The 22,204-nt window shown below is 31.2% G+C and carries 20 protein-coding genes; 15 read left to right on the top strand and 5 right to left on the bottom strand.

All coding sequences use genetic code 11. The features are described 5' to 3' along the window. Positions 1-342 precede the first annotated feature (342 nt). The 4 genes from KA830_RS08515 (at position 343) to sucB (ending at position 6,637) form a co-directional block, all read left to right on the top strand. Positions 343-1,005 carry a response regulator transcription factor gene (locus tag KA830_RS08515; RefSeq protein WP_046208271.1) on the top strand — a complete coding sequence of 221 codons (663 nt, stop codon included), beginning with the start codon at positions 343-345 and terminating at the stop codon, positions 1,003-1,005. Continuing rightward, positions 1,002-2,357: a HAMP domain-containing sensor histidine kinase gene (locus tag KA830_RS08510; RefSeq protein ID WP_210134180.1), complete on the top strand. Its 1,356-nt coding sequence runs from the start codon at positions 1,002-1,004 to the stop codon at positions 2,355-2,357. Before KA830_RS08515 ends, KA830_RS08510 begins: the two co-directional genes overlap by 4 nt. A gap of 184 nt (positions 2,358-2,541) precedes the next feature. After that, positions 2,542-5,346 (top strand): 2-oxoglutarate dehydrogenase E1 component, encoded by a 2,805-nt coding sequence (locus KA830_RS08505; protein WP_046208273.1) that lies wholly within the window; start codon positions 2,542-2,544, stop codon positions 5,344-5,346. A 13-nt stretch (positions 5,347-5,359) separates the two neighbouring features. Further along, complete coding sequence (gene sucB, locus KA830_RS08500) at positions 5,360-6,637, top strand: dihydrolipoyllysine-residue succinyltransferase (protein WP_204180019.1); 1,278 nt, start codon at positions 5,360-5,362, stop codon at positions 6,635-6,637. A gap of 533 nt (positions 6,638-7,170) precedes the next feature. On the opposite strand, the gene KA830_RS08495 is transcribed toward sucB, so the two are convergent. Further along, on the bottom strand, positions 7,171-7,719 hold the full coding sequence (locus tag KA830_RS08495) for a helix-turn-helix domain-containing protein (RefSeq protein ID WP_064208960.1): 549 nt from the start codon (positions 7,717-7,719) through the stop codon (positions 7,171-7,173). A gap of 112 nt (positions 7,720-7,831) precedes the next feature. On the opposite strand from KA830_RS08495, the gene KA830_RS08490 reads away from it, so the two are divergent. Next, positions 7,832-8,419 carry a LysE family translocator gene (locus KA830_RS08490; RefSeq protein ID WP_064208961.1) on the top strand — a complete coding sequence of 196 codons (588 nt, stop codon included), beginning with the start codon at positions 7,832-7,834 and terminating at the stop codon, positions 8,417-8,419. A gap of 18 nt (positions 8,420-8,437) precedes the next feature. Here KA830_RS08490 and KA830_RS08485 read toward each other — a convergent pair whose 3' ends face one another. Then, positions 8,438-9,316, bottom strand: coding sequence for an AraC family transcriptional regulator (locus KA830_RS08485; RefSeq protein ID WP_046208278.1), 879 nt, complete (start codon positions 9,314-9,316; stop codon positions 8,438-8,440). A 124-nt stretch (positions 9,317-9,440) separates the two neighbouring features. On the opposite strand from KA830_RS08485, the gene KA830_RS08480 reads away from it, so the two are divergent. The 5 genes from KA830_RS08480 to KA830_RS08460 all read left to right on the top strand — a co-directional run bounded on the left by KA830_RS08480 (position 9,441) and on the right by KA830_RS08460 (position 14,220). Continuing rightward, positions 9,441-10,307 (top strand): sugar phosphate isomerase/epimerase family protein, encoded by an 867-nt coding sequence (locus KA830_RS08480; RefSeq protein ID WP_064208962.1) that lies wholly within the window; start codon positions 9,441-9,443, stop codon positions 10,305-10,307. An 81-nt stretch (positions 10,308-10,388) separates the two neighbouring features. Next, positions 10,389-11,282 (top strand): sugar phosphate isomerase/epimerase family protein, encoded by an 894-nt coding sequence (locus KA830_RS08475; protein WP_046208280.1) that lies wholly within the window; start codon positions 10,389-10,391, stop codon positions 11,280-11,282. Next, positions 11,279-12,424, top strand: a complete 1,146-nt coding sequence (locus KA830_RS08470; RefSeq protein WP_204180022.1) for a Gfo/Idh/MocA family protein — start codon at positions 11,279-11,281, stop codon at positions 12,422-12,424. The genes KA830_RS08475 and KA830_RS08470 overlap by 4 nt, the downstream gene beginning before the upstream one ends. A gap of 26 nt (positions 12,425-12,450) precedes the next feature. Continuing rightward, positions 12,451-13,458 (top strand): Gfo/Idh/MocA family protein, encoded by a 1,008-nt coding sequence (locus KA830_RS08465; protein ID WP_070038292.1) that lies wholly within the window; start codon positions 12,451-12,453, stop codon positions 13,456-13,458. 198 nt (positions 13,459-13,656) lie between these two features. Further along, on the top strand, positions 13,657-14,220 hold the full coding sequence (locus tag KA830_RS08460) for a dihydrofolate reductase family protein (protein WP_046208282.1): 564 nt from the start codon (positions 13,657-13,659) through the stop codon (positions 14,218-14,220). A gap of 177 nt (positions 14,221-14,397) precedes the next feature. On the opposite strand, the gene KA830_RS08455 is transcribed toward KA830_RS08460, so the two are convergent. After that, on the bottom strand, positions 14,398-14,598 hold the full coding sequence (locus KA830_RS08455; RefSeq protein WP_046208283.1) for a hypothetical protein: 201 nt from the start codon (positions 14,596-14,598) through the stop codon (positions 14,398-14,400). 215 nt (positions 14,599-14,813) lie between these two features. Between KA830_RS08455 and KA830_RS08450 the strand changes: the two genes are divergently transcribed. From KA830_RS08450 to brnQ3, 5 genes are all read left to right on the top strand, one after another. Continuing rightward, the gene (locus tag KA830_RS08450) at positions 14,814-15,623 is read left to right on the top strand and encodes a VOC family protein (protein ID WP_204180023.1); all 810 of its coding nucleotides are present in this window, start codon (positions 14,814-14,816) and stop codon (positions 15,621-15,623) included. 24 nt (positions 15,624-15,647) lie between these two features. After that, positions 15,648-15,851: a DUF6501 family protein gene (locus tag KA830_RS08445; protein ID WP_019468793.1), complete on the top strand. Its 204-nt coding sequence runs from the start codon at positions 15,648-15,650 to the stop codon at positions 15,849-15,851. Positions 15,852-16,011: 160 nt separating this feature from the next. Then, positions 16,012-16,803 carry an ATP-binding protein gene (locus tag KA830_RS08440; protein WP_046208285.1) on the top strand — a complete coding sequence of 264 codons (792 nt, stop codon included), beginning with the start codon at positions 16,012-16,014 and terminating at the stop codon, positions 16,801-16,803. A 12-nt stretch (positions 16,804-16,815) separates the two neighbouring features. Next, positions 16,816-18,705: a vWA domain-containing protein gene (locus tag KA830_RS08435; RefSeq protein ID WP_204180024.1), complete on the top strand. Its 1,890-nt coding sequence runs from the start codon at positions 16,816-16,818 to the stop codon at positions 18,703-18,705. A 121-nt stretch (positions 18,706-18,826) separates the two neighbouring features. Continuing rightward, entirely contained in the window at positions 18,827-20,170 is a 1,344-nt protein-coding gene (gene brnQ3, locus KA830_RS08430) for a branched-chain amino acid-like transporter carrier protein BrnQ3 (protein WP_046208287.1), read from the top strand. Positions 20,171-20,420: 250 nt separating this feature from the next. On the opposite strand, the gene KA830_RS08425 is transcribed toward brnQ3, so the two are convergent. Beyond that, entirely contained in the window at positions 20,421-21,554 is a 1,134-nt protein-coding gene (locus tag KA830_RS08425) for a toxic anion resistance protein (protein WP_145381155.1), read from the bottom strand. A gap of 28 nt (positions 21,555-21,582) precedes the next feature. After that, complete coding sequence (locus tag KA830_RS08420) at positions 21,583-22,203, bottom strand: 5-bromo-4-chloroindolyl phosphate hydrolysis family protein (protein WP_046208289.1); 621 nt, start codon at positions 22,201-22,203, stop codon at positions 21,583-21,585. Position 22,204: the final 1 nt, after the last annotated feature.

Raw genomic sequence — 22,204 nt, 5'->3', positions numbered from 1 at the left:
AAATTATTATAAAAACCGATTTCATAATGCAAACCGGTTTCTATATATACGTTGATTTACAACGTTAGTCTTTTACGGGCATATAAAAGGGGATATTTGCGAAAATGATCAATTCTACTAAAACAAATATGTGTGGGGGGAATGTCTATGTAGTATTGATAATCATTTTCAATTACATTATACAATACTGAGAATAATTGTCAATTAGATTTCGAATATTTTCTTATTTTTTATTTCAACATCGTTATACTTATTTATATTCAATATCTTATTTTATTTTTAATACCCTGTTACTTTCTATAAACTGTTATTTCATATATTATATATTTTGAGGTGTAAGCAATGACAAAAATTTTAATTGTTGAAGATGAACAAAATCTTGCACGTTTCATCGAGTTAGAATTAGAGCACGAAAACTATGCAGTAGATATTGAATATGATGGCAAACCTGGGTTGGAAAAAGCTTTAACAAATGATTACGATTTGATTTTGTTAGATTTGATGCTACCTAATATTAATGGTTTAGAAATTTGTAGACAAGTCAGACAAAATAAATCCACTCCTATAATTATTATCACAGCAAAAAGTGACACTTACGATAAAGTAGCTGGATTAGATTATGGGGCAGATGATTATATAGTAAAACCCTTTGATATTGAAGAATTATTAGCAAGAATAAGAGCAATGTTACGTAGACAGCCACAAAAGAACATCATCGACATGCAAGGCATTATTATAGATAGAGATGGCTTTAAAGTAACTGTAGATGGTAATTCTTTAGATTTGACGAAAACAGAATATGATTTATTGACCTTATTAGCTGAAAATCGTAATCATGTATTACAGCGAGAACAAATTATCGCAGATGTGTGGGGTTATGATTCAGAAGTTGAAACTAACGTTGTTGATGTATACATCCGCTATTTAAGAAATAAGCTTAAACCATATAATAAAGATAAAATCATAGAAACTGTACGTGGCGTGGGATATGTGGTTAGAAAATGAAACAGCGTAAATTAAAAACCAAGTGGATGATTATCACAACAACGATTACATTTTCAACCATATTTATATTTAGTTTAATTATCATATTCTTTCTAAGTAACGCATTACGTCACAACGAACTAAGCGAAGCTGAAAGAAGTTCATCGGATATCATTCAACTTTTCGAATCTAAACAATTAAACGATATTACACCATTAGACTTAAATGCTTCGTTAGGTAATTTTCAAAAAGTGATTCTTTATAATAAAAATGGTGAAAAACAAATAGAGACTTCAAATGACAACGATATCGTTTATTCACCTAATTTCAAACCTAAAGAAATTGATACGGCTTTAATAAAAAAATACCATAACAACGATTATTTAATTATTACAAACCGGATTAATACACACCATTTTAAAGGATATAGCGTAATCATTCATTCTTTAGAGAATTATAATGCACTCGTCAATTCATTGTATTTTATTGCACTCATATTTGGAGTGATTGCTACTTTTATAACTGCGATGGTAAGTTATTTCTTCTCTGCACAAATTACAAAACCATTAATCTTAATGTCTAATAAAATGCAGCAAATTCGTCGTGATGGTTTCCAAGAAAAAGTGGACTTAGTTACTAATTATGAAGAAACAGATAATTTAATTGTCACTTTTAATGAAATGATGTTCCAATTAGAAGAATCGTTTAACCAACAGCGTCAATTTGTTGAAGATGCTTCACATGAGCTACGAACTCCATTACAAATTATTCAGGGTCACTTAAATTTGATACAGCGGTGGGGCAAAAAAGATGCAGCAATTCTTGAAGAGTCACTCGACATATCCTTAGAAGAAATGACTAGAATTACAAAATTAGTTGAAGAATTATTATTGTTAACAAAAGATAACAACAATAGTAAAGAAAATGAAACCGAAAGTGTAGAAATTAATCAAGAGATTACATCCAGAATTAAATCACTAAAACAACTTCATCAAGATTATGTTTTTGAATTTGTACCTTATCAAAAACCGCTTAATATAAAAATAGACCGTTATCAATTTGAACAAGTACTAATTATCTTCATTGATAACGCCATAAAATATGATCAAGTTAATAAATATATTCAAATTCAAACAAATCTAAGGAACAAACAAATATCAATTGAAATCACTGACCATGGTGTAGGTATTCCAAAAGAGGATATAGATTTTATTTTTGACAGATTCTATAGAGTTGATAAATCCCGTTCCAGAAAGTTAGGCGGCAATGGTTTAGGTTTGTCGATAGCTAAAAAAATCATTGAATTAAATCATGGGACAATTCATGTAGAAAGTGAAGTAGGAAAATACACGACATTTAAAATCACATTTTGATTATTAACAGGTTACTCATTCAAGTAAAAATATGTTACGCTATAAAATGAAAATACAATTAGCAGAGCCAAATAAAATCAGGTTCTGCTTTTTTCATATAACTAGTTATTGATACTTTAATTTGCGTTTATTTAATGCTATTATTGATTTGTAAGCGTTTTAACTATTTTGTGGAGGGTGTAATATGAGCAACGAAAGTCAGGTTACCCAGGCACCTGTAAATTTCGGGGCAAATCTTGGATACATTTTAGATCTATATGATTTATATTTGAATGATCCAGCTTCAGTCCCTGAAGATTTACAAGTCCTATTTAGTACAATCAAAAACGGTGAAGCAAACATCACAACAAATACAGCTGATGGTCAACAAAATACGACTAAAGCTGATAGCACGATTAAACGTGTTATGCGTCTCATAGATAACATACGTCAATATGGGCATTTATTGGCAGATATTTATCCAGTTAACAAACCTGAAAGAGAAAATGTTCCAAAATTAAATATTGAAGATTTTAATTTGGATAAAGAAACACTAGAGTCAATTTCAGCAGGTATTGTATCTGAACACTTTAAAGATATTTACGATAATGCTTATGAAGCTATTGTTCGTATGGAAAAACGTTATAAAGGACCTATTGCATTTGAATATACACATATCAATAACAATAGGGAACGTGTATGGTTAAAACGTAGAATAGAAACACCATACAAAGCAACATTAAACGATAATCAAAAGATTGAATTATTTAAAAACTTAGCACATGTAGAAGGCTTCGAAAAATATTTACACAAAAACTTTGTGGGCGCAAAACGTTTCTCAATAGAAGGTGTAGACACACTAGTGCCAATGTTACAACAAACATTAAGACTTGCTAGTGACGAAGGCATTCAAAATATACAAATAGGTATGGCCCACCGTGGTAGATTAAATGTACTTACACATGTGTTAGAAAAACCATATCAAATGATGATTTCTGAATTCATGCACACTGATCCAATGAAATTCCTACCAAAAGATGGTAGTTTAGAATTAACTTCAGGTTGGTCAGGAGATGTAAAATACCATCTCGGTGGTGTAAAAACTACAAATTCTTATGGCAGTGAGCAGCGCATTTCCCTTGCGAATAATCCAAGTCATCTTGAAATCGTTGCGCCGGTTGTATTAGGTAAAACACGTGCAAATCAAGATGATACCGACAAACCTGGAAAAGTTCATACTGATTTCCATAAATCTATGCCGATATTGATTCATGGTGATGCTGCTTACCCAGGACAAGGTATTAACTTCGAAGCTATGAATTTAGAAAATTTAGACGGCTATTCAACAGGTGGTACACTCCATATTATCACTAATAATAGAATTGGCTTTACAACTGAGCCAGAAGATGGTCGTTCTACAACGTATTCATCTGATGTTGCAAAAGGCTACGATGTACCTATCATGCATGTTAATGCAGATAATGTTGAAGCAACTATTGAAGCAATTGAAATTGCTATGGCGTTTAGAAAAGAATTCCATAAAGATGTTGTCATTGATTTGGTTGGTTATCGTAGATATGGGCACAATGAGATGGATGAACCATCCATTACCAATCCGTTACCATACCATAATATTCGAAAACATGACCCTGTTGATGTACTTTATGGTCATCAATTAGTTCAAGATAATATTATTTCTGAAGATCAAATGAATCAAATCTTTGATGAAGTTCAAAAAGAACTCCGTGCCGCTCATGATGAAATAGATAAAAACGACAAGATGGATAATCCAGATATGCAAAAACCAGATAGTCTTGCCGAACCACTCCAAAGTGTCGATGTGGATGTAAGTTATGAACAACTTAAAGAAATTAATGATGCAATGCTATCATATCCATCTAACTTTAATGTTCTTAAAAAATTAAATAAAGTCTTAGAGAAAAGAAGAGAGCCTTTTGAGAGCGAAGATGGATTAGTTGATTGGGCTCAAGCAGAACAATTAGCATTCGCAACAATCACTCAAAAAGGTACGCCTATTCGCTTAACTGGACAAGATAGTGAACGTGGTACATTCAGTCACCGTCACGCCGTACTCCATGACCCTGATTCAGGTGAAGAATATATCCCACTTCACAATGTTCCAGGACAAAAAGCAACTTTTGAAGTGCGTAACTCGCCACTATCAGAAGCAGCGGTTGTTGGTTTTGAATATGGTTATAATGTGCAAAATAAAGATTGTATGACAATTTGGGAAGCCCAATATGGAGACTTTTCTAATATGGCTCAAATGATATTCGATAACTTCTTATTTAGTGCTAGAGCTAAATGGGGTGAACGTTCAGGTTTAACACTATTCTTACCTCATTCATTTGAAGGTCAAGGGCCTGAACATTCATCTGCACGTTTAGAAAGATTCTTACAATTAGCTGGGGAAAATAACAGTACAGTAGTAAACTTATCAAGCTCAAGTAACTACTTCCATTTACTGAGAGCTCAAGCTGCTAGCTTAGGTACACAATCAATGAGACCACTAGTAGTAATGTCTCCTAAGAGTCTCTTACGTAATAAAACAGTTGCTGACCCAATTGATAAATTTACATCTGGAAAATTCGAACCAATTTTACCAGAAGAACATGATAAAGAAGCTGTTAAAAAAGTAATTCTAGCGTCAGGTAAAATGTTTATTGATTTAAAAGAATATTTAGCAAAAAATCCAAATAATTCAATTTTACTAGTTGCCGTGGAAAGATTATATCCATTCCCAGCTGAAGAAATTGAAACATTACTAAATGAATTACCTCATTTAGAAAATGTAGCTTGGGTACAAGAAGAACCTAAGAACCAAGGCGCTTGGTCATTTGTTTATCCATATCTGAAAGAATTAACTACAGATAAATACGATTTAAGCTATCATGGCCGTATTCAACGTTCAGCTCCTGCTGAAGGTGATGGAGAAATACACAAACTTGTTCAAAATATGATAATCGAACAAAGCACAAAATTTAACTAGGGGGAAGTTAAGCATGCCAGAGGTAAAAGTTCCAGAATTAGCAGAATCCATTACAGAAGGTACCATTGCAGAATGGTTAAAACAAGTCGGTGATAGTGTAGATAAAGGTGAAGCTATCCTTGAATTAGAAACAGATAAAGTAAACGTCGAAGTAGTTTCTGAAGAAGCTGGTGTATTGCAAGAATTACTTGCAAATGAAGGTGATACGGTAGAAGTTGGCCAATCTATCGCTGTTGTAGGCGAAGGAAGTGGCAATAATAATTCAGAAGCACCTAAACAAGATAATTCTGAATCACAAGCAGCTGAGAGTAACGAAAAATCAGAGCAACCAAAATCAGAAGCTCAAAATGATAATGAAAGTACTGCTGACGATTCACAAAATAAAGGACAACGTGTTAATGCGACACCATCTGCACGTAAATATGCACGTGAAAAAGGCATTGACTTATCCGAAGTAGCAACGCAATCAAATGATGTTGTTAGAAAAGAACATGTTGATCAATCACAAAATAATAAGAATGAACAAGCTGCACAATCATCATCAAAAGAAGAACCTAAAAAACAAGCAGCTCCACAAAACCCAACAAAACCAGTTATCAGAGAAAAAATGTCTCGTCGTAAGAAAACAGCTTCCAAAAAGTTATTAGAAGTATCTAATAATACAGCAATGCTAACAACATTTAATGAAGTTGATATGACAAATGTGATGAACTTACGTAAACGTAAAAAAGAACAATTCATTAAAGATCATGATGGTACAAAACTAGGTTTCATGTCATTCTTTACAAAAGCATCAGTAGCAGCATTGAAAAAGTACCCTGAAGTAAACGCTGAAATTGATGGTGAAGACATGATTACAAAACAATACTATGACATCGGGGTTGCCGTATCTACAGATGACGGATTACTCGTACCATTTGTAAGAGATTGTGATAAGAAAAACTTTGCCGAAATTGAAGATGAAATAGCTAATTTAGCTATCAAAGCGCGTGATAAAAAATTAGGTTTAGATGATATGGTAAATGGCTCATTTACTATTACCAATGGTGGTATCTTTGGTTCAATGATGTCTACACCAATTATTAATGGTAGCCAAGCTGCGATTCTAGGTATGCATTCTATTATTACACGTCCGATTGCTATCGACGCAGACACAATTGAAAACCGTCCGATGATGTACATTGCATTAAGTTATGATCATAGAATCATCGATGGTAAAGAAGCAGTAGGTTTCTTAAAAACTATTAAAGAATTAATTGAAAATCCAGAAGATTTACTATTAGAATCTTAATCCACAACACAAAATAGTTTACTAACCTTAATACAACGGCGTTCAGCGTCGTTGTATTTTTATGTGCTTATTTCATTTTTGATAACATTCAAATGCACGCTCTAGTATTATTTTACTGTTGAAAGTCATTGTAATGATTTGAATATAAAATAAAAAGCACCTAAATTATTTAAGTGCTTTTGTATTATATGAAAGATATTATTACTAATAATAAAGCACAAGCTAAGCAGATGTAGCCTGTAACTTTAAAATTTTGCTTAAAAAATACATAACTTAAAATGAAAATAGATAGAGTTAGACTTAAGGTGGATAGTAGAACAGATACATGAATGATATTAAAACTTATGAAAATATGAAAAACAAATAACATTGTAGCTATTATTAATAATATTATTTCAAGTGGTTTTAAATCTTTCATTTGAGGATTGACCAAAATATTGTCCTCCCTGAATTTATCTAATTAAGCATATCCATATCATCAAACATGAAAAGCTGTAAAAATATTCATTTCAATCTATTGATATTATTACATATTAATAATGAATAGTCATATGTAAATACACAGGTTCATCATGTTGGTTTAAATATTGGTGAAATATATTTCCATTGAATTTAATAGCTTCATTTTTATGAATAACAAAGGTTTCTCCATCTAATATAAGTGTTAAGGTACCTTCATAGACTGTGATATATTCCATTGTATTTGATCCATGGGGCGACCCGTCCATTTGCCCTTCAACTCCAATAACAACCATATAGCTTTCAAACTTCTTTTCAATATCAAACTTAAATAGAGGATATGCTTTATATTTATTATCTTCTGAAATTAAGGGTTGTATTTCATTCAAACTAACTTTCTGTATAATATTGCTATTTTCTTGTGTTAATTCTGTGAATGATACTTTTAAACCATTTGCTATCTTCCATAATGTTGTGATAGATGGAATGGATATCTTACGTTCTATTTGTCCCAACATTGTTTTACTTACACCTGTGACATCAGATAATTGTTCCAAGGAATAACCACTTTGTTTTCTATATAATTTTAAATTTTCAGCTATAATGTCGTTAATTTCTCTCATCAATTTAAGCACCTCTATTTACAATATAACGTATAAACCATATACTTTAAAGACCAAACATTATAACGTAAATTTGGACGTTATAATGTTTTGATACGTGGGGGAGATTAAAATGTTAATAATATCTATGCTTATATATGCTGTTGTTGCAAGCTTTACACCCGGTCCTAATAATATAATGGCTTTGTTTTTTTCTCAAAATTTAAATTTTAAAAGCAGCTTACGATTTTCAATTGGTGTTGGATTTGGTTTTCTTTTGTTGTTACTAATATCCAGTATATTTAATACAACTTTGCATGCCGCTTTTCCTAAAATTGAATTTTTGATGAAAATATTTGCATTTATATATTTACTTTATTTAGCTTTAAAGATTTCTATGAGTTCTATTTATGGGACAAAGCAAACTTTTAGTCACAAGCTCAGTGGTTTAAAATCTGGTGTAATGCTACAATTCATTAATCCTAAAGGAATTATTTATGCTTTAACAGTAATTTCTACTTTTATCACACCTTTTTCTACGGATTGGCAAAAACAATTACCCTTTATTATCTTACTGGCTATTATCGGTTTTTTAGGTACTTTGAGTTGGGGTGTTTTAGGTTCTTTATTTAAATCATTTATATCAACACATGAACGTATATTTAATTTTGTCATGGCTGGTCTATTAGTTTATGTTGCTATAAATATTTTAATACACTAGTTATGAAATAATTGTTATTTAATGATTATCATATTGTTGTGAAAATTCGCGCGGACTACAACCATATGAGGTTTTAAATCTTCTGTAAAAATTCGAATAATCACTAAAACCACAATGAGTTGCTACTTGTTGTGGATTTTCTCCATTTTTTAATAACCTTTGAGCATTTTGCAAACGCAGATTTAATAAATAACGATATGGTGGATAGCCAACTAGTTTTGTAAATTGTTGCGTGATTTTATGTCGACTTACAAAAAATTTATTTTCAAGTTGCTCTAATGATATTTCCTGACTGTAATGTAATTCCATATAGTCTAATACCTGTCTAACTAAGTGACTAGATGGGTCATCACTATAATCAACGATACCTTCATTTTCTATTGCTACTCTATTAAGTATGATTAAAAACTGTGTCAGTAAAGATTTAGCAGCTAAATCTTTACCAAAAGCTTGATTATCTTGTTCATTAATTAAACCTTGTAACAAATAATATAATTCTCTTTTTTGATATTCCGATAACTGCAATAGATATTTAAATTTAGATGAATATTTATCAAAACACACGCTTAGATCACAATTTTCTACAGAAAGTTCATTTATTATTTCAGCATCAAATCGTAAGCCGATACGCTCTGCGTGACCATCCTTTTGTTCATCCAAACGATGGAATTCGTATGGTGGAATAATGAGCATTGAGCCAACCTCTAAATTAAAAGATTGTCCTTCTATGGTATAAAGCAAATTTCCAGATAATGAAAAAAATATTTCATAATGATCATGATAATGTAATTCATTTCCAAAATGACCGTCACTTATTTTATGCCATGCGGCGTATTGACCATCAAAGGGTAATGAAATTGTATCAAATTGTTGGGTAAATGTTTCTCTATCTTTCATGAAAATATCCCTCCTGCTCAAAAAACATACTTTTTTCCATGATTTACAATGTTGTTATTTTTCCCTCAAATTATAATTATATTATAACACTAAAATATAAATATTTTTGAAAGGAAGAATGAATATGACATCAACTCAAATTGGCGTTCAAATGATGATGCTCAAACAAAAAGTACAAGAAGAAGGATTATATAACGTACTGAAGAAAGTCAGTGATTTAGGTTATAATGCGGTCGAAATTTCTCAAATCGACATGAACCCACAGAATATTGAAGCAATGCAACAAGCGATTAATGATTTTGGAATGAATATTGCAGCAATGTCCTGTGGTGTAGAACATATATCTGCTAAACAAAAATATCCTGGAGATACATTAGAAGATGATTTCGATAAAATTGTAGCTGATTGTAAAGCTGTGAACTGTTCTATTTTGAGAATAGGAATGTTACCAATTAACTATATGGGATCCAAAGAAAGCACCTTACAATTTGCTGAAATTTGTGAAACTTATGCCAAAAGACTTAAAGAAGAAGGCATTGATTTATACTATCATGCCCATAATTTAGAATTTGTTCAATACAATGGACAATTTATGCTTGATTTAATGAGAGATCATACAAATCATTTAGGTTTCGAACTAGATATCCATTGGATTTGGAGAGCAGGACTTAATCCAATAGATGTCATTCCAAAATATGCAAATCGTATTCGTGCTATACATTTAAAAGACTATCGAGTAGGTGAAATAGATATGTCACAATACCCTGGCGAAGGACATGAAAAATTATATTATATGTTACATATGATTACTCAATTTGCTGAATTAGGAAAAGGCACTTTACCGCTTAAGGATATTATTGAAATTGGACGTGAAAGTGGCAGTGAATATTTCTTCGTTGAACAAGACGAGCTATACGGCGAAGATCCATATAATTGTTTAACAATTAGCCGGGACCACTTATATGATCTGGGTTATAAATCTTGGTTTTAATGTTTACTCTAAAATAAATATTCTGTGCTTATTTACATTTAATTAAGTAAGCGCTATCAAAATGATAAGGATGTAGATACGATGTTTAAAAATATTGAGATCTCTGGATTTTCTGATGAAATCGCTTCAGATTTTCAAACACAGTTAAAAACGGTAAATGAGCTAGGCATGAGCTATATTTCCTTACGTGGAATCGATGATAAAAATATTGGTGATTACTCAGTAGAAATGATTAAGAAAGATGTAATTCCTCGCTTAAAGCAATGGAATATCGGAGTATCATCTATAGGTTCACCAATTGGCAAAATTTATATAGATGATGAAGCAGCGTTTGAAAGACAATTAGTAATGCTCAAATCATTATGTGAAATAAGTCAATTGCTCAATTGTCAGTATATTAGAATATTTAGTTTTTATATTCCTAAAAAAGACAATTTTGATGATTATAAAAATGTAGTGATTTCAAAATTAAAGGAATTTGCAAAAATAGCTGAGCAATACAATATTGTACTGTTACATGAAAATGAAAAAGATATTTTTGGTGATATTGCTCGTCGATGTAAACTTATTCTTGATGAAGTAAACTCTCCAAATTTCAAGGCGATATTTGATTTTGCGAACTTTGTCCAATGTGGAGAAGATACACAGGACTGTTACGACTTACTTTCAGATGACATAGCGTATATCCATATTAAAGATGCAGTATACAAAGATAATGTTAATGTGCTATGTGGTACAGGTGATGGTCAGATTGAAAGTATCTTAGTACAATTTTTTGAATCAGGTTATCAAGGATTCTTAACACTTGAACCGCATCTTGTCGTTTTTGATGCTATTAAAGACTTAGAATTAGAACATTCAACTGAAACAATTCAAAATTCTGCTGCAAAAGATGGTGCAGAAGGATATAAAATGCAATATGAAGCACTTTTGAAAATATTATCGAATATAAACAATAAGGAGAATACACAATGAAAAAAATTCGTTTAGGCATTATTGGTTTGGGCGCTCAAGGTAGTACGTATGCTGAATTTATTAAAGCTGGTAAAATTCCACAAATTGAAATTGGAGCGATTTGCGACATCAATACTGAAAAGAAAAATGAAGTAAAAAATCATTATCCTAATGTACCATTTTATAATGACTATATCGCTATGCTAGAAAGTGGGGATGTTGATGCAATTGTTACAACCGTTCCTCATTATCTGCATACTGATATAGGTAAAGAAGCCTTAAAACGGGATATTCACGCTTTACTTGAAAAGCCGGCTGATATTTATGCTGAAAAAGTGAAAGAAATAAGTGAATTAGCAGCATCCAAACCACATTTAACATTTGCGATATTCTTTAATCAACGCACAAATCCACTTTATCAAAAAGTAAAATCTCTTATTGATGACGGTGTAATTGGAAATATTCGTCGTACGAATTGGATCATCACGACTTGGTGGCGTCCTCAAGCATACTATGATCAAAGTTCATGGAGAGCTACATGGTCAGAAGAAGGCGGCGGTGTTTTAGTAAACCAAGCGCCACACCAAATAGATCTATTACAGTGGCTATGTGGGATGCCAAAATCTGTGTTTTCAAATATTAAATATGGCTCTCAGCGTGATTTAGCGGTTGATGATGATGTAACAACCATTCTAGATTATGGCAATGGTGCGACAGGTGTATTCATTACATGTACCCACGATATTATCGGTACTGATCGTTTAGAAATCACAGGTGATAATGGCAAAATATTAGTTGAAGATAGTAAGACAATCACATTGACACGTTTAAAAGAATCAGAAACACAAATGAATCGAAATATGTCTTGGGAAGAAGCAGCTAAAATCTTTAAAGGCAACGGATTAGAAAATATTTATGATCAGCAAACATTTGAATTTGAAAGTGTATGGGGTGAGCAACATATAAATGTATTAGAAAATTTTGCTGCTAATATCATTGACGGGACACCTTTAATTGCGCCTGGAAATGACGGCATAAATGGCGTGAATTTAGTAAATGCAATCTATTTATCTAGTTGGACAGGTAAAGAAGTAACAGTTCCAGTAAATCCCTCAGAATTTAAAGATGCATTAAAGCAACAAATTCAAAACGAAGCACATTAAAAATGTTGAAAATCGGAGCTGGTAATATGTTGAAAATTGGAATTATAGGACTAGGTGATATTTCAGCAATACATCTCAATACGATAGAGGCAAATTCCAATGTAGCATTAGTAGCTGCATGTGATATAGATAACGCCATGCAAACTAAAGTACCCAATGCTCAATTTTTTACAAATTTTGAAAATATGTTAAAAGAAGTGGATCTAGATTGTGTACATATTTGTTTGCCTCATCATTTACATGTATCTGCGACAACTGCCTGTGTAGAAAGAGGTATACATGTTTTGCAAGAAAAACCTCTATCAATTAATGCTAAAGAAGGATTAAAATTAATTCAATTAGAGCAAAAATATCCAGATACTAAAATATGTGTTTGCTTTCAAAATAGGTTTAATGAAACATTTCAAACTTTAAAACAGATAGTACAAAGCAAAAAGTTTGGTGAAATCATTGGTATAAAAGGTATCGTTACTTGGTTCAGACCTGAATCATATTATACTGATAAACCATGGCGTGGAAAATTAGATACTGCTGGAGGTGGTGTATTAATCAACCAAGCCATACACACCTTGGATTTAATGCAATTACTTTGCGGCCCTGTTGATACAATTAAAGGCAATGTATCACAATTGTTAGATTATCATATTGAAGTCGAAGATACCGCTTCTGCACATATCAAATTTAAAAATGGGGCGAATGGAATGTTTTTTGCCACTAACGCTAATTTTGGCAATTCAAGTATCGAACTTCAAGTCATTTTTGAAAATGAAAAATTCACAATTAAAGATAATATACTTACACGTGTTAATAAAGAAGGATACAAAATTCATATTATTGAAGATAAAAAATTGCCAGGTACAAAATCATATTATGGACCAAGTCATGGGACACTCATAAATCAATTCTACGATTCCATTTATAATCACACTAAAAACTATATACACGTTAAAGATGCATTACCATCAATAGCAATCATAGATGCAATACAAAAATCTTCACAAACAAATGAGACAATTCATTTTACGAGTATTTAGCAAACAAATGAAATTTTGGTATTTTAATTTATTGTGGAACATAATCATAGCGATTAAAAGTAAACTCATTCAAGTTAATTAATGAACTGGGCAGAAATCCTTTTTATATCGATTTCTGTCCATTTTTATTATTCTTAGCTTTATTGTAAATAGTAATTTTATAAACTATAATGATAATAACCAAAATAAGGAGTAATCATGATGACCACAAATAAAATTATTTTAGATTTAGCGATTACATTGGATGGATATATAGAAGGGCCGAATGGAGAAGTTGATTGGTGCATCATGGACGAAGAAATGAACTTTAATCATTTTCTAGAACAAATTGATACTATTATATATGGTAGGAAAAGTTATGATTTATGGGGAGAATTTATGCCAAATTTAAAGGATGATCAATTTGGAGATAAAATGATGTGGGACCAAATTCATAGCAAGCAGAAATTTGTGTTTACTAACCAAAATTATAATGATAAAGCGCATACAAAGTTTATTAACGGTGATGATATCAGTAGCAAGGTTTTGAAAATCAAAAAACATAGCAACAAAGACATTTGGCTCTATGGCGGCTCAAATATTATCACAACTTTTATAAATCTTAACCTTATTGACGAATATAGACTTTCAATCCACCCAGTCATTTTAGGATCTGGAAAACCTCTTTTTGAACACAATCAAAATCGGGTCAACATCTCATTGTGTAATACACATGTTTATAAAAGTGGTGTAGTGCAAATGATTTATCAAAAAATAGACTAAACATAGAAGCAAAAATATCTTATTTTTGCATAAACAACTTTAAATGGGAAGTGGGCTTTATCTTATTTGCATTAAAATTAACAAAATGTCAATTTCTATAATTTTTCAATAGAAATTGACATTTATATTATTTCACCAATAATATTAAAATCTTTGGCTAATTTAAAGCGCGTTATTTTAAGCAATAAATACAAAAAGCTCAATAATCGCTAAAATTAAAAACACTAGAAAAACAATGCCATAAATATTATTTTTCTTAATACTTTCTTTGCTTGCTTTTTGCTGTTTTGCTTTATTATTTATATTGGAAAAGAAAGTAATACCTGAATAAACTGCAATCAGTACTGTGACACCAAATAAAATCCATGTACCAAACATATATATAACCTCCTTAAATAACTAAAATAAATTTTTTCATACATATAAAATAATTATTCCTATTATATACCTATATTAATACATTTCTGCTAATCCTCCAATGTTTAAAATTTACAATTTTGTAAATACAATCACAATCAGATACTTCATCATACAAATAACATGTAAAATAAGTTATAATGTATTGAAAGAATATGAATAGAGGGGTTAATATAATGAATGGTCTTAGAAGTGTAACTACAGGGACAAATGATTTAAGTAAAACCAAAGAGTTATTCTCCAGCATACTTGGATTAAATGTGGCAGATAAAGGACAAGCTTTACGTTTTGGTGATGCTGAATTAAATTCAGGTACACGTATACATTTTGTAGAAGTACCAAACTATATTAACAATAACAACCATATTGAAAATATCGGTTTAAGAGTTCCAAGTGATGAAGGACTTGAAGAATATCAATCAATTTTAGAACAGCATCAAATTGCTTTCGGTGCGCCTACTGATTTAAACGGTCATAAATATTTCAATTTCCAAGATCAAAATGGGCAGACATTTAATATTTATTCCAATGAACATAATTCTGGTACACCACTCGGTATACCAACCTTCGAAAGTAATGTAAACCCGCTGCATCAAATTCAAGGCCTAGGTCCTGTTATCTTAAAAGTTAACGATATAGTACTTACACAATCTATTTTAACTAGGGTGTTTGGCCTAGAACATTTTGCAGAATATACTCCTAACGACCATGCTAATTTTAAAATACAAGTTTTTCGTATTGGTGATGGTGGTTTAGGCGGCGAGCTGCATGTTTACGCATCAGACGAAGAAATTTTAATGCCGGAACATGGTATATTAGAACAAATTGAATTTGGAATAGAATCTAAATCACAATTCCAAAAGACTATTGAAGAACTTGAATCCATTGGAATCCCTTATCAAACATTAGATCAAGAAGGCGAAAGATCACTAAGAATCACTGAAAAAAGTGGTATTACATTCATTTTAACCTTAGAAACTTCATAATAAAAAAAGAGAGGATTTTTAGCTATGCTACATGAAACTTGGAAAGATCATACACCCATTAAAAAAGTAGAAGTTACACATACAGATGCACAAAAATTCACAGTGTCTGACATGTTAACTGTAGGACAACAATATGATGTAATAAATGAAACTGAAGAATATTATCAAATCATCGACAACTCTGGACTTGTCGGTGGCTACTTTAAAACCTATTTTAAAGAGGTATAATTTACAATATGAAACATGTGAAATAGAAAACGTGTAATATTAAATATAACTTAAATTAATAAGACTAGGGCTATATAATTTCAAACATTATCCAAGCCCCAGTCTATTTTTAATGATATGAATTTTATAAATTATTTTATTTTTAAAGGAGCAAGGAACAATGACGAATTCGCAATATATTAACAAAGATGAAACTGTGTTTGATGATGCAACATCAATGATGGCATTGAATAAAAATATTTTATTAAAAGGACCAACGGGCTCTGGAAAAACAAAGCTAGCTGAGACTTTGAGCGAAACAATAGATCGTCCAATGCACCAGGTCAATTGTTCAGTAGATTTAGACGCTGAAAGTTTATTAGGTTTTAAAACGATACAGACAAATGAAAATGGCACACAAGAGATTGTATTTATTGATGGACCAGTTATCAAAGCAATGAAAGAAGGCCATATACTTTATATCGACGAAATCAACATGGCAAAACCAGAAACTTTACCCATTTTAAATGGCGTATTAGATTACCGTAGAAAATTAACAAATCCGTTCACTGGTGAAATTATCAATGCTGCCCCTGGATTTAATGTAATCGCTGCAATAAACGAAGGATATATTGGTACATTGCCAATGAACGAAGCACTTAAAAACCGGTTTGTCGTTATTCAAGTAGATTATATTGATGGCGATATTTTAAGTGATGTAATTAAAAATCAAAGCCAATTATCAGATGATAAAACAATACAAAAAATCATTAATTTTAATGAAGATTTACGAACAATGACCAAACAAGGCCAAATTTCTGAAGAAGCAGCGAGTATACGTGCTTTAATTGATTTAAGTGATTTGGCTACCGTGATGCCTATAGAGCGTGCCATTAAACGTACAATTATCGATAAACTAGAAGACGAACGTGAACAGCAAGCCATATTAAATGCAGTAGAATTAAACTTTTAGTGAGGGATATTTATGAGCGATCGTTTTATATTATTTAATGACGAACAGCTAGATGCAAAGCAAGTAATGATGTTGCAAGATTTGGCTCGATTATTACTAAAAAATGAACAAACACAAGTTAAAATTCAAAAATTCCCATATTACGATCCAATCAATAATATGTTAATAACGAGTGCTTTTTGGTCGCATAGAAGAAATGACATTGAAACAACGGGGCTCAAGACTGATGTCATGCTTGCTGCTTACGGCTACAAATTGATGGATGAAACAGTTGTCAACGAAGTTATTCATAATAATACGTTTAAGCATCCAAAATTTTTCCAACAACTTTTTAAATTATTAGAAGATAAAAGAGTATTAAACGAAATAGTTAAACAACGGCCGTCTACTAAAGATGCTATTCACATGCGCAATGAAATTAGATTAAGTTATACTAGTACTCAAATCAATGTATATAAAACCAAAAAGACGTTTACAGATTTACTCTTTTTATATTTGGAATCATCGATTTTAAATGAGAACTTTTACGACATACCCCAAATTGGTCCACAAATTGATGATATTCTGACAAATATGTATCAATATTTGCCTAATTTTTTCTATAATGATTCGTCCGAGGATAATATGTACTTAGCTGAACGGATTATGTTCCAAATTGATGATATCTTAAATGAAGATATGTTAAATGAATATTATCATTTACCTAAAAAAGTATATGAAGCCATTCACGAACTCAAATTTGAATATATAAAACGAACGGATGCAAGTAATACTGATAAATCTTCAAACAATGACCATGACGAAGAAAGTGTTAGTGAAGATATAGAATCTAATCATCAAGATAGTGCTTCACAAGGTGGAGCATATTTAGAAATGGAACTACATGAAGGTGAAAATAGTGAGGTTGTTGGTGATAATGACACTGCTAGAGAAGGCGACAGCGGTGATGATATGACAGATATGCAAACTAAAAAAGGTAAAGGATCTACGAATCAAGTAGAAAGTGAAGAAGGTGGGTCAGTAGGCAATCATTCTGCTTTTGCATTAAAAGGGATAAACGCAAACGTAGACGTTAAATGGAACATACCTGAAATACTACCTGAATATCATAATGCATATCATGGTGTTGAAAAAGAAGTCCAATTTGAAACAAAAGACTTGATACAAATTATCAAAAAAACAATAGATAGAGAATACCAAGATGAGCGTCGAAATCTAACAAAAGGACGATTACAAAAAAATCTATTAAATTGGTTTATTGATGATCAATATAAATTATTTTATAAAAAACAAGATTTAAGTCAATCATTTGATGCAACCTTCACTTTATTAGTTGATGCTTCAGCAAGTATGCAAGATAAAATGTCTGAAACAATTAAAGGAGTCGTTTTATTTCATGAAACGTTAAAATCTTTAAACGTAAAACATGAGATACTAGCATTTAATGAAGATGCCTTTGATGCTGATGATACAAAGCAACCTAATATCATTGATGAAATTATTGCTTATGATCAATCAACTATAAAACGAGAAGGACCTAGAATCATGGCTTTACAACCACAAGATGATAATAGAGACGGTGTTGCGATAAGAATTGGCAGCGAACGCTTAATGCGTAGAGCGCATAATCAACGTTTTCTAATTGTGTTCTCTGACGGTGAGCCATCAGCTTATAATTATAGTCAAGATGGTATTCTAGATACTTATGAAGCTGTGGAAACAGCTCGTAAATTGGGTATTGAAGTTTTTAATGTATTTTTAAGTCAAGACCCAATTACAGAAGATATTGAAGAAACAATTCATAACATTTATGGCAACTATGCAATTTTCGTAGAAGGTGTAGAAAATCTACCAAGCCATCTTGCACCATTACTTAAAAAATTATTATTAAAATCTTTTTAGTACGTAATTTATTTATAAAATCACACATAAATTGAAATATTCAGAAATTTATATAGACGCATTCTTATAAATCGTGATAGAATAGTAAATATTATTTTATAGGCAAGAAGGAGAACGATTTATGAATAAAAATACATGGATTATAGGATTCACGCTGTTTGCTATGTTTTTCGGAGCCGGCAATCTTATATTTCCACCAAATTTAGGTTTAGATAGCGGCCAATTCTTTTGGCCTTCCATATTAGCATTTGCTTTAACTGGTATAGGATTGCCCTTATTAGGGGTAATCGTTGGTGCTTTAGATAAACAAGGTTATATTGGTTCTTTAAATAAAATTTCACCAAAATTTTCTGTGATATTCTTAATTGTCATATATTTAACAATTGGACCTCTTTTTGCAATACCACGTACTGCATCTACGTCATTTGAAATGACAATTACGCCAATTGCCCATACAAATAGTAGCTTAGCATTGTTTATATTTACAATCATTTACTTTTTAGTAGTTTTATATTTATGTATTAATCCAAATAAAATGGTAGATCGCATTGGGTCATTGTTAACACCATTATTATTAATTACTATTTTAGCGATGATTATCAAAGGGTTTGTTGATTATGGTGGTAATACACATAGTCAGGCAGCTGAAGCTTTTACTTCTAATTTTGCAGGTTTTTCACAAGGATTTACGAATGGTTATTTGACAATGGATGCGATTGCTGCCATTGCTTTTTCAATGATTGTGGTTAACGCGGTAAAAGCAACTGGTATCACGCACGCCAACAAAATTTTCAGACAAACACTATTAGCTGGAATTATTGCTGCAGTGGCACTTATGTTTATTTATATTTCCTTAGGATTTATTGGTAACCATATGGCTGTCCCGCAAGAGAAAGTTGCCAGTTTAATTGCTAACGATCAAAATATTGGTACATATTTACTAACGACAATGGCAAGCGCTGGATTCGGTGCTTTTGGAAAGTACTTGTTAGGTATCATCGTAGCTCTTGCTTGTTTAACAACTGCTTGTGGATTGATCGTATCTGTTTCAGAGTATTTTAATAGAATATTCCCAAGAATTTCATATAAAACTTACGTTATCATCTTCACGTTAGTGAGTTTTATTTTAGCAAATCAAGGATTAAACTCAGTGATTACAATGTCAGTTCCTGTTTTAAGTATTGTATATCCAGTAGCGATTACTTCGGTACTTTTAATATTACTAGCACGTTTTATTCCAACAAAACCAATTGCACAGCAAATTCCTGTAGCAGTAGTTTCTATTATTTCAATCCTTAGTGTGATTCACACACAAGGTTGGTTCAAGTTAAGTCTTATTGATAACTTACCACTGAAAGATTATTCATTAGAATGGTTCCCAATAGCAGTGATCACTACAATTATTGGTTATATTGTAGCACCGTTATTTAAGAAACAGAAAACTATCGTTTATGAAAAAGAATAATAAAATCAAATAACTCGTAGGGTATAAACATCCCTCATTTACGAAAAAACGTCAATTTCAATAGAAATTGACGTTTTTGTATATTAAGATTACTTGTTCTAGGTGAAAGGAGTACGTAACTGATGGATAGTAACAAGCTCATGATATAACAACCAAGACAAAATATACAATAAAAAAAGAGACCCGTAAATGAATCATTAAAAACATTCATTTGCGGGCTTAATATCTTATAAATTATTTTTTATCCATTTTATTTTTGCTGTTTCATACCTAATAATTGATTTTTCATTTCTGTTTCTAATTGGTTTAATTCAGTTTCTGCTTGTTTACGTTTATTTCGACCCTGTTCTTGGATTTGGAGGGTCTGTTCAATTGTGTCTATGATATCTTGCTGTGTTGTTTTTAAGGTTTCAATATCGACAACACCACGTTCATTTTCAGTAGCTGTAGCAACAGCATTTTGCTTTAAAAGTTCTGAATTCTTGAGTAACAAATTATTTGTAGTATCTGTTACTGCTTTCTGTGCAGAAACTGCATTACGTTGTCTCATTAAAGTCAGTGCAATAGACATTTGGTTTTTCCATAAAGGAATGCTCGTTAAAATTGAACTTTGAATTTTTTCTGCTAATGCATGATTCACATTTTGAATCATTCTAATTTGTGGCGCAGTTTGTATAGCAATTTGTCTGGATAGTTGTAAATCATAAATGCGTTTATCTAATCTATCTATAAATTGTTCCATATCTGATACAGCTTGTACATCCATTTGATTACCTGTGGATTCAGCTTGAGCATTTAATTTCGGCATATCTTCTTGTTGTATCACTTGTTGCTTTCTTTTAGCTGCTTCTATATACAGTGTTAATTCATCAAAATACGTTTTATTTAAATGATACAATTCATCTAGCATTTCAATATCTTTATTTAAATTATTTTTATGTTTATCTAGTTCAATTGAAATGCGATCAATTTGAGATCCTACAGATTGCATTTTTGAAAAAATTTCATTAACTGAAGCTTTTGTTCTTCTAAAAATACGTTTTAATTTTGATTGATTTTCTGGGTTTAACTCATCTGGGTTTACAGATTTAAGTTTGCTCATCAATCCATTTAAAGATTCCCCAACAGGACCAACATCTGTGGTTTTCACCTCATTAAGAATACGATGTGAAAATTGAGACATATCAGATTGTGCAGAAGTACCATAATTTAATAAGCTATCATTATCCATTGGTTTTATTTGTTTAGTTAATTCATCAATCTTCTGTTCATCTTCTTTAGTATATTGTTTTGTGCTGTTAATAATTTCTGATTCATTTGCTGATTGTTCATCAATATATTTATCCAATGGGTGCGAATTTAAAAAGTCTTGTTCTCTTACCATTTAATTTCACTCCACTTCTTTATATAAGTTACTTTTGTCTTTTTTGTTCAATTTTATTTAATTCCATTTCTATATCTAATTGGCTATAATCTTCTTCATTAATTCTCTTTAAATCTGCTACTAAAGTTCGTTTAACTTCATCTAAAGTGATGCGAGTTTGTGCTAACTTTTGCTTTTCTTCTTCTGATTTTTTTGGTGATTTTGCTAATCTCGTATAAGATTCAATGAGATTTAATGCATTATCAATATGAGAGTAGAAAAAACTTTCTACTTTAAAAAACATTCTGGGTTGTTGCTTTACTGCATAGTATATTGCTCGAGATATTCTATATATTTCGTTTACTTGTCTAAAATCTTTGATTGATCTTACGTTAACAAAAGTTTTTAAAATTCTTCTTATCTTGTCTTGTGCATTATTTAATTGACTATTTACAAAATGATAATCTCTTCGTGTTAAACCAATCTCATTTAAATATTTTCTAGAAGTTAAACGCTGAGTAGGGAAGTAGAATGCTATAAACGCTACTGCAGAAATAAGAAAATCAAAAATAAAATTTAACTCTAATGCAAATACACTAGAAATCCACGCGATAACAGCTATTGGAAAAGCAATAATGGTCCCATAAATTCGCGAAATATTATATCTCAAA

It is taken from the genome of Staphylococcus sp. GDY8P119P, assembly GCF_017892075.1.
In the GTDB taxonomy this organism is placed as follows: domain Bacteria; phylum Bacillota; class Bacilli; order Staphylococcales; family Staphylococcaceae; genus Staphylococcus; species Staphylococcus ureilyticus.
Note: the sequence above shows the minus strand (reverse complement) of the source record. Positions and strands in the feature narration are given on the sequence as shown.

Excerpts from the sequence above, each read along its gene's own strand:
- KA830_RS08505 (WP_046208273.1), top strand. The coding sequence starts at position 2,542 with ATGAGCAACGAAAGTCAGGTTACCCAGGCACCTGTAAATTTCGGGGCA.
- KA830_RS08435 (WP_204180024.1), top strand. The coding sequence starts at position 16,816 with ATGAGCGATCGTTTTATATTATTTAATGACGAACAGCTAGATGCAAAG.
- KA830_RS08470 (WP_204180022.1), top strand. The coding sequence starts at position 11,279 with ATGAAAAAAATTCGTTTAGGCATTATTGGTTTGGGCGCTCAAGGTAGT.
- KA830_RS08515 (WP_046208271.1), top strand. The coding sequence starts at position 343 with ATGACAAAAATTTTAATTGTTGAAGATGAACAAAATCTTGCACGTTTC.
- KA830_RS08465 (WP_070038292.1), top strand. The coding sequence starts at position 12,451 with ATGTTGAAAATTGGAATTATAGGACTAGGTGATATTTCAGCAATACAT.
- KA830_RS08480 (WP_064208962.1), top strand. The coding sequence starts at position 9,441 with ATGACATCAACTCAAATTGGCGTTCAAATGATGATGCTCAAACAAAAA.
- KA830_RS08475 (WP_046208280.1), top strand. The coding sequence starts at position 10,389 with ATGTTTAAAAATATTGAGATCTCTGGATTTTCTGATGAAATCGCTTCA.
- KA830_RS08495 (WP_064208960.1), bottom strand. The coding sequence starts at position 7,719 with ATGAGAGAAATTAACGACATTATAGCTGAAAATTTAAAATTATATAGA.
- brnQ3 (WP_046208287.1), top strand. The coding sequence starts at position 18,827 with ATGAATAAAAATACATGGATTATAGGATTCACGCTGTTTGCTATGTTT.
- KA830_RS08450 (WP_204180023.1), top strand. The coding sequence starts at position 14,814 with ATGAATGGTCTTAGAAGTGTAACTACAGGGACAAATGATTTAAGTAAA.
- KA830_RS08485 (WP_046208278.1), bottom strand. The coding sequence starts at position 9,316 with ATGAAAGATAGAGAAACATTTACCCAACAATTTGATACAATTTCATTA.
- KA830_RS08510 (WP_210134180.1), top strand. The coding sequence starts at position 1,002 with ATGAAACAGCGTAAATTAAAAACCAAGTGGATGATTATCACAACAACG.
- KA830_RS08490 (WP_064208961.1), top strand. The coding sequence starts at position 7,832 with ATGTTAATAATATCTATGCTTATATATGCTGTTGTTGCAAGCTTTACA.
- sucB (WP_204180019.1), top strand. The coding sequence starts at position 5,360 with ATGCCAGAGGTAAAAGTTCCAGAATTAGCAGAATCCATTACAGAAGGT.
- KA830_RS08445 (WP_019468793.1), top strand. The coding sequence starts at position 15,648 with ATGCTACATGAAACTTGGAAAGATCATACACCCATTAAAAAAGTAGAA.
- KA830_RS08460 (WP_046208282.1), top strand. The coding sequence starts at position 13,657 with ATGATGACCACAAATAAAATTATTTTAGATTTAGCGATTACATTGGAT.
- KA830_RS08455 (WP_046208283.1), bottom strand. The coding sequence starts at position 14,598 with ATGTTTGGTACATGGATTTTATTTGGTGTCACAGTACTGATTGCAGTT.
- KA830_RS08440 (WP_046208285.1), top strand. The coding sequence starts at position 16,012 with ATGACGAATTCGCAATATATTAACAAAGATGAAACTGTGTTTGATGAT.
- KA830_RS08425 (WP_145381155.1), bottom strand. The coding sequence starts at position 21,554 with ATGGTAAGAGAACAAGACTTTTTAAATTCGCACCCATTGGATAAATAT.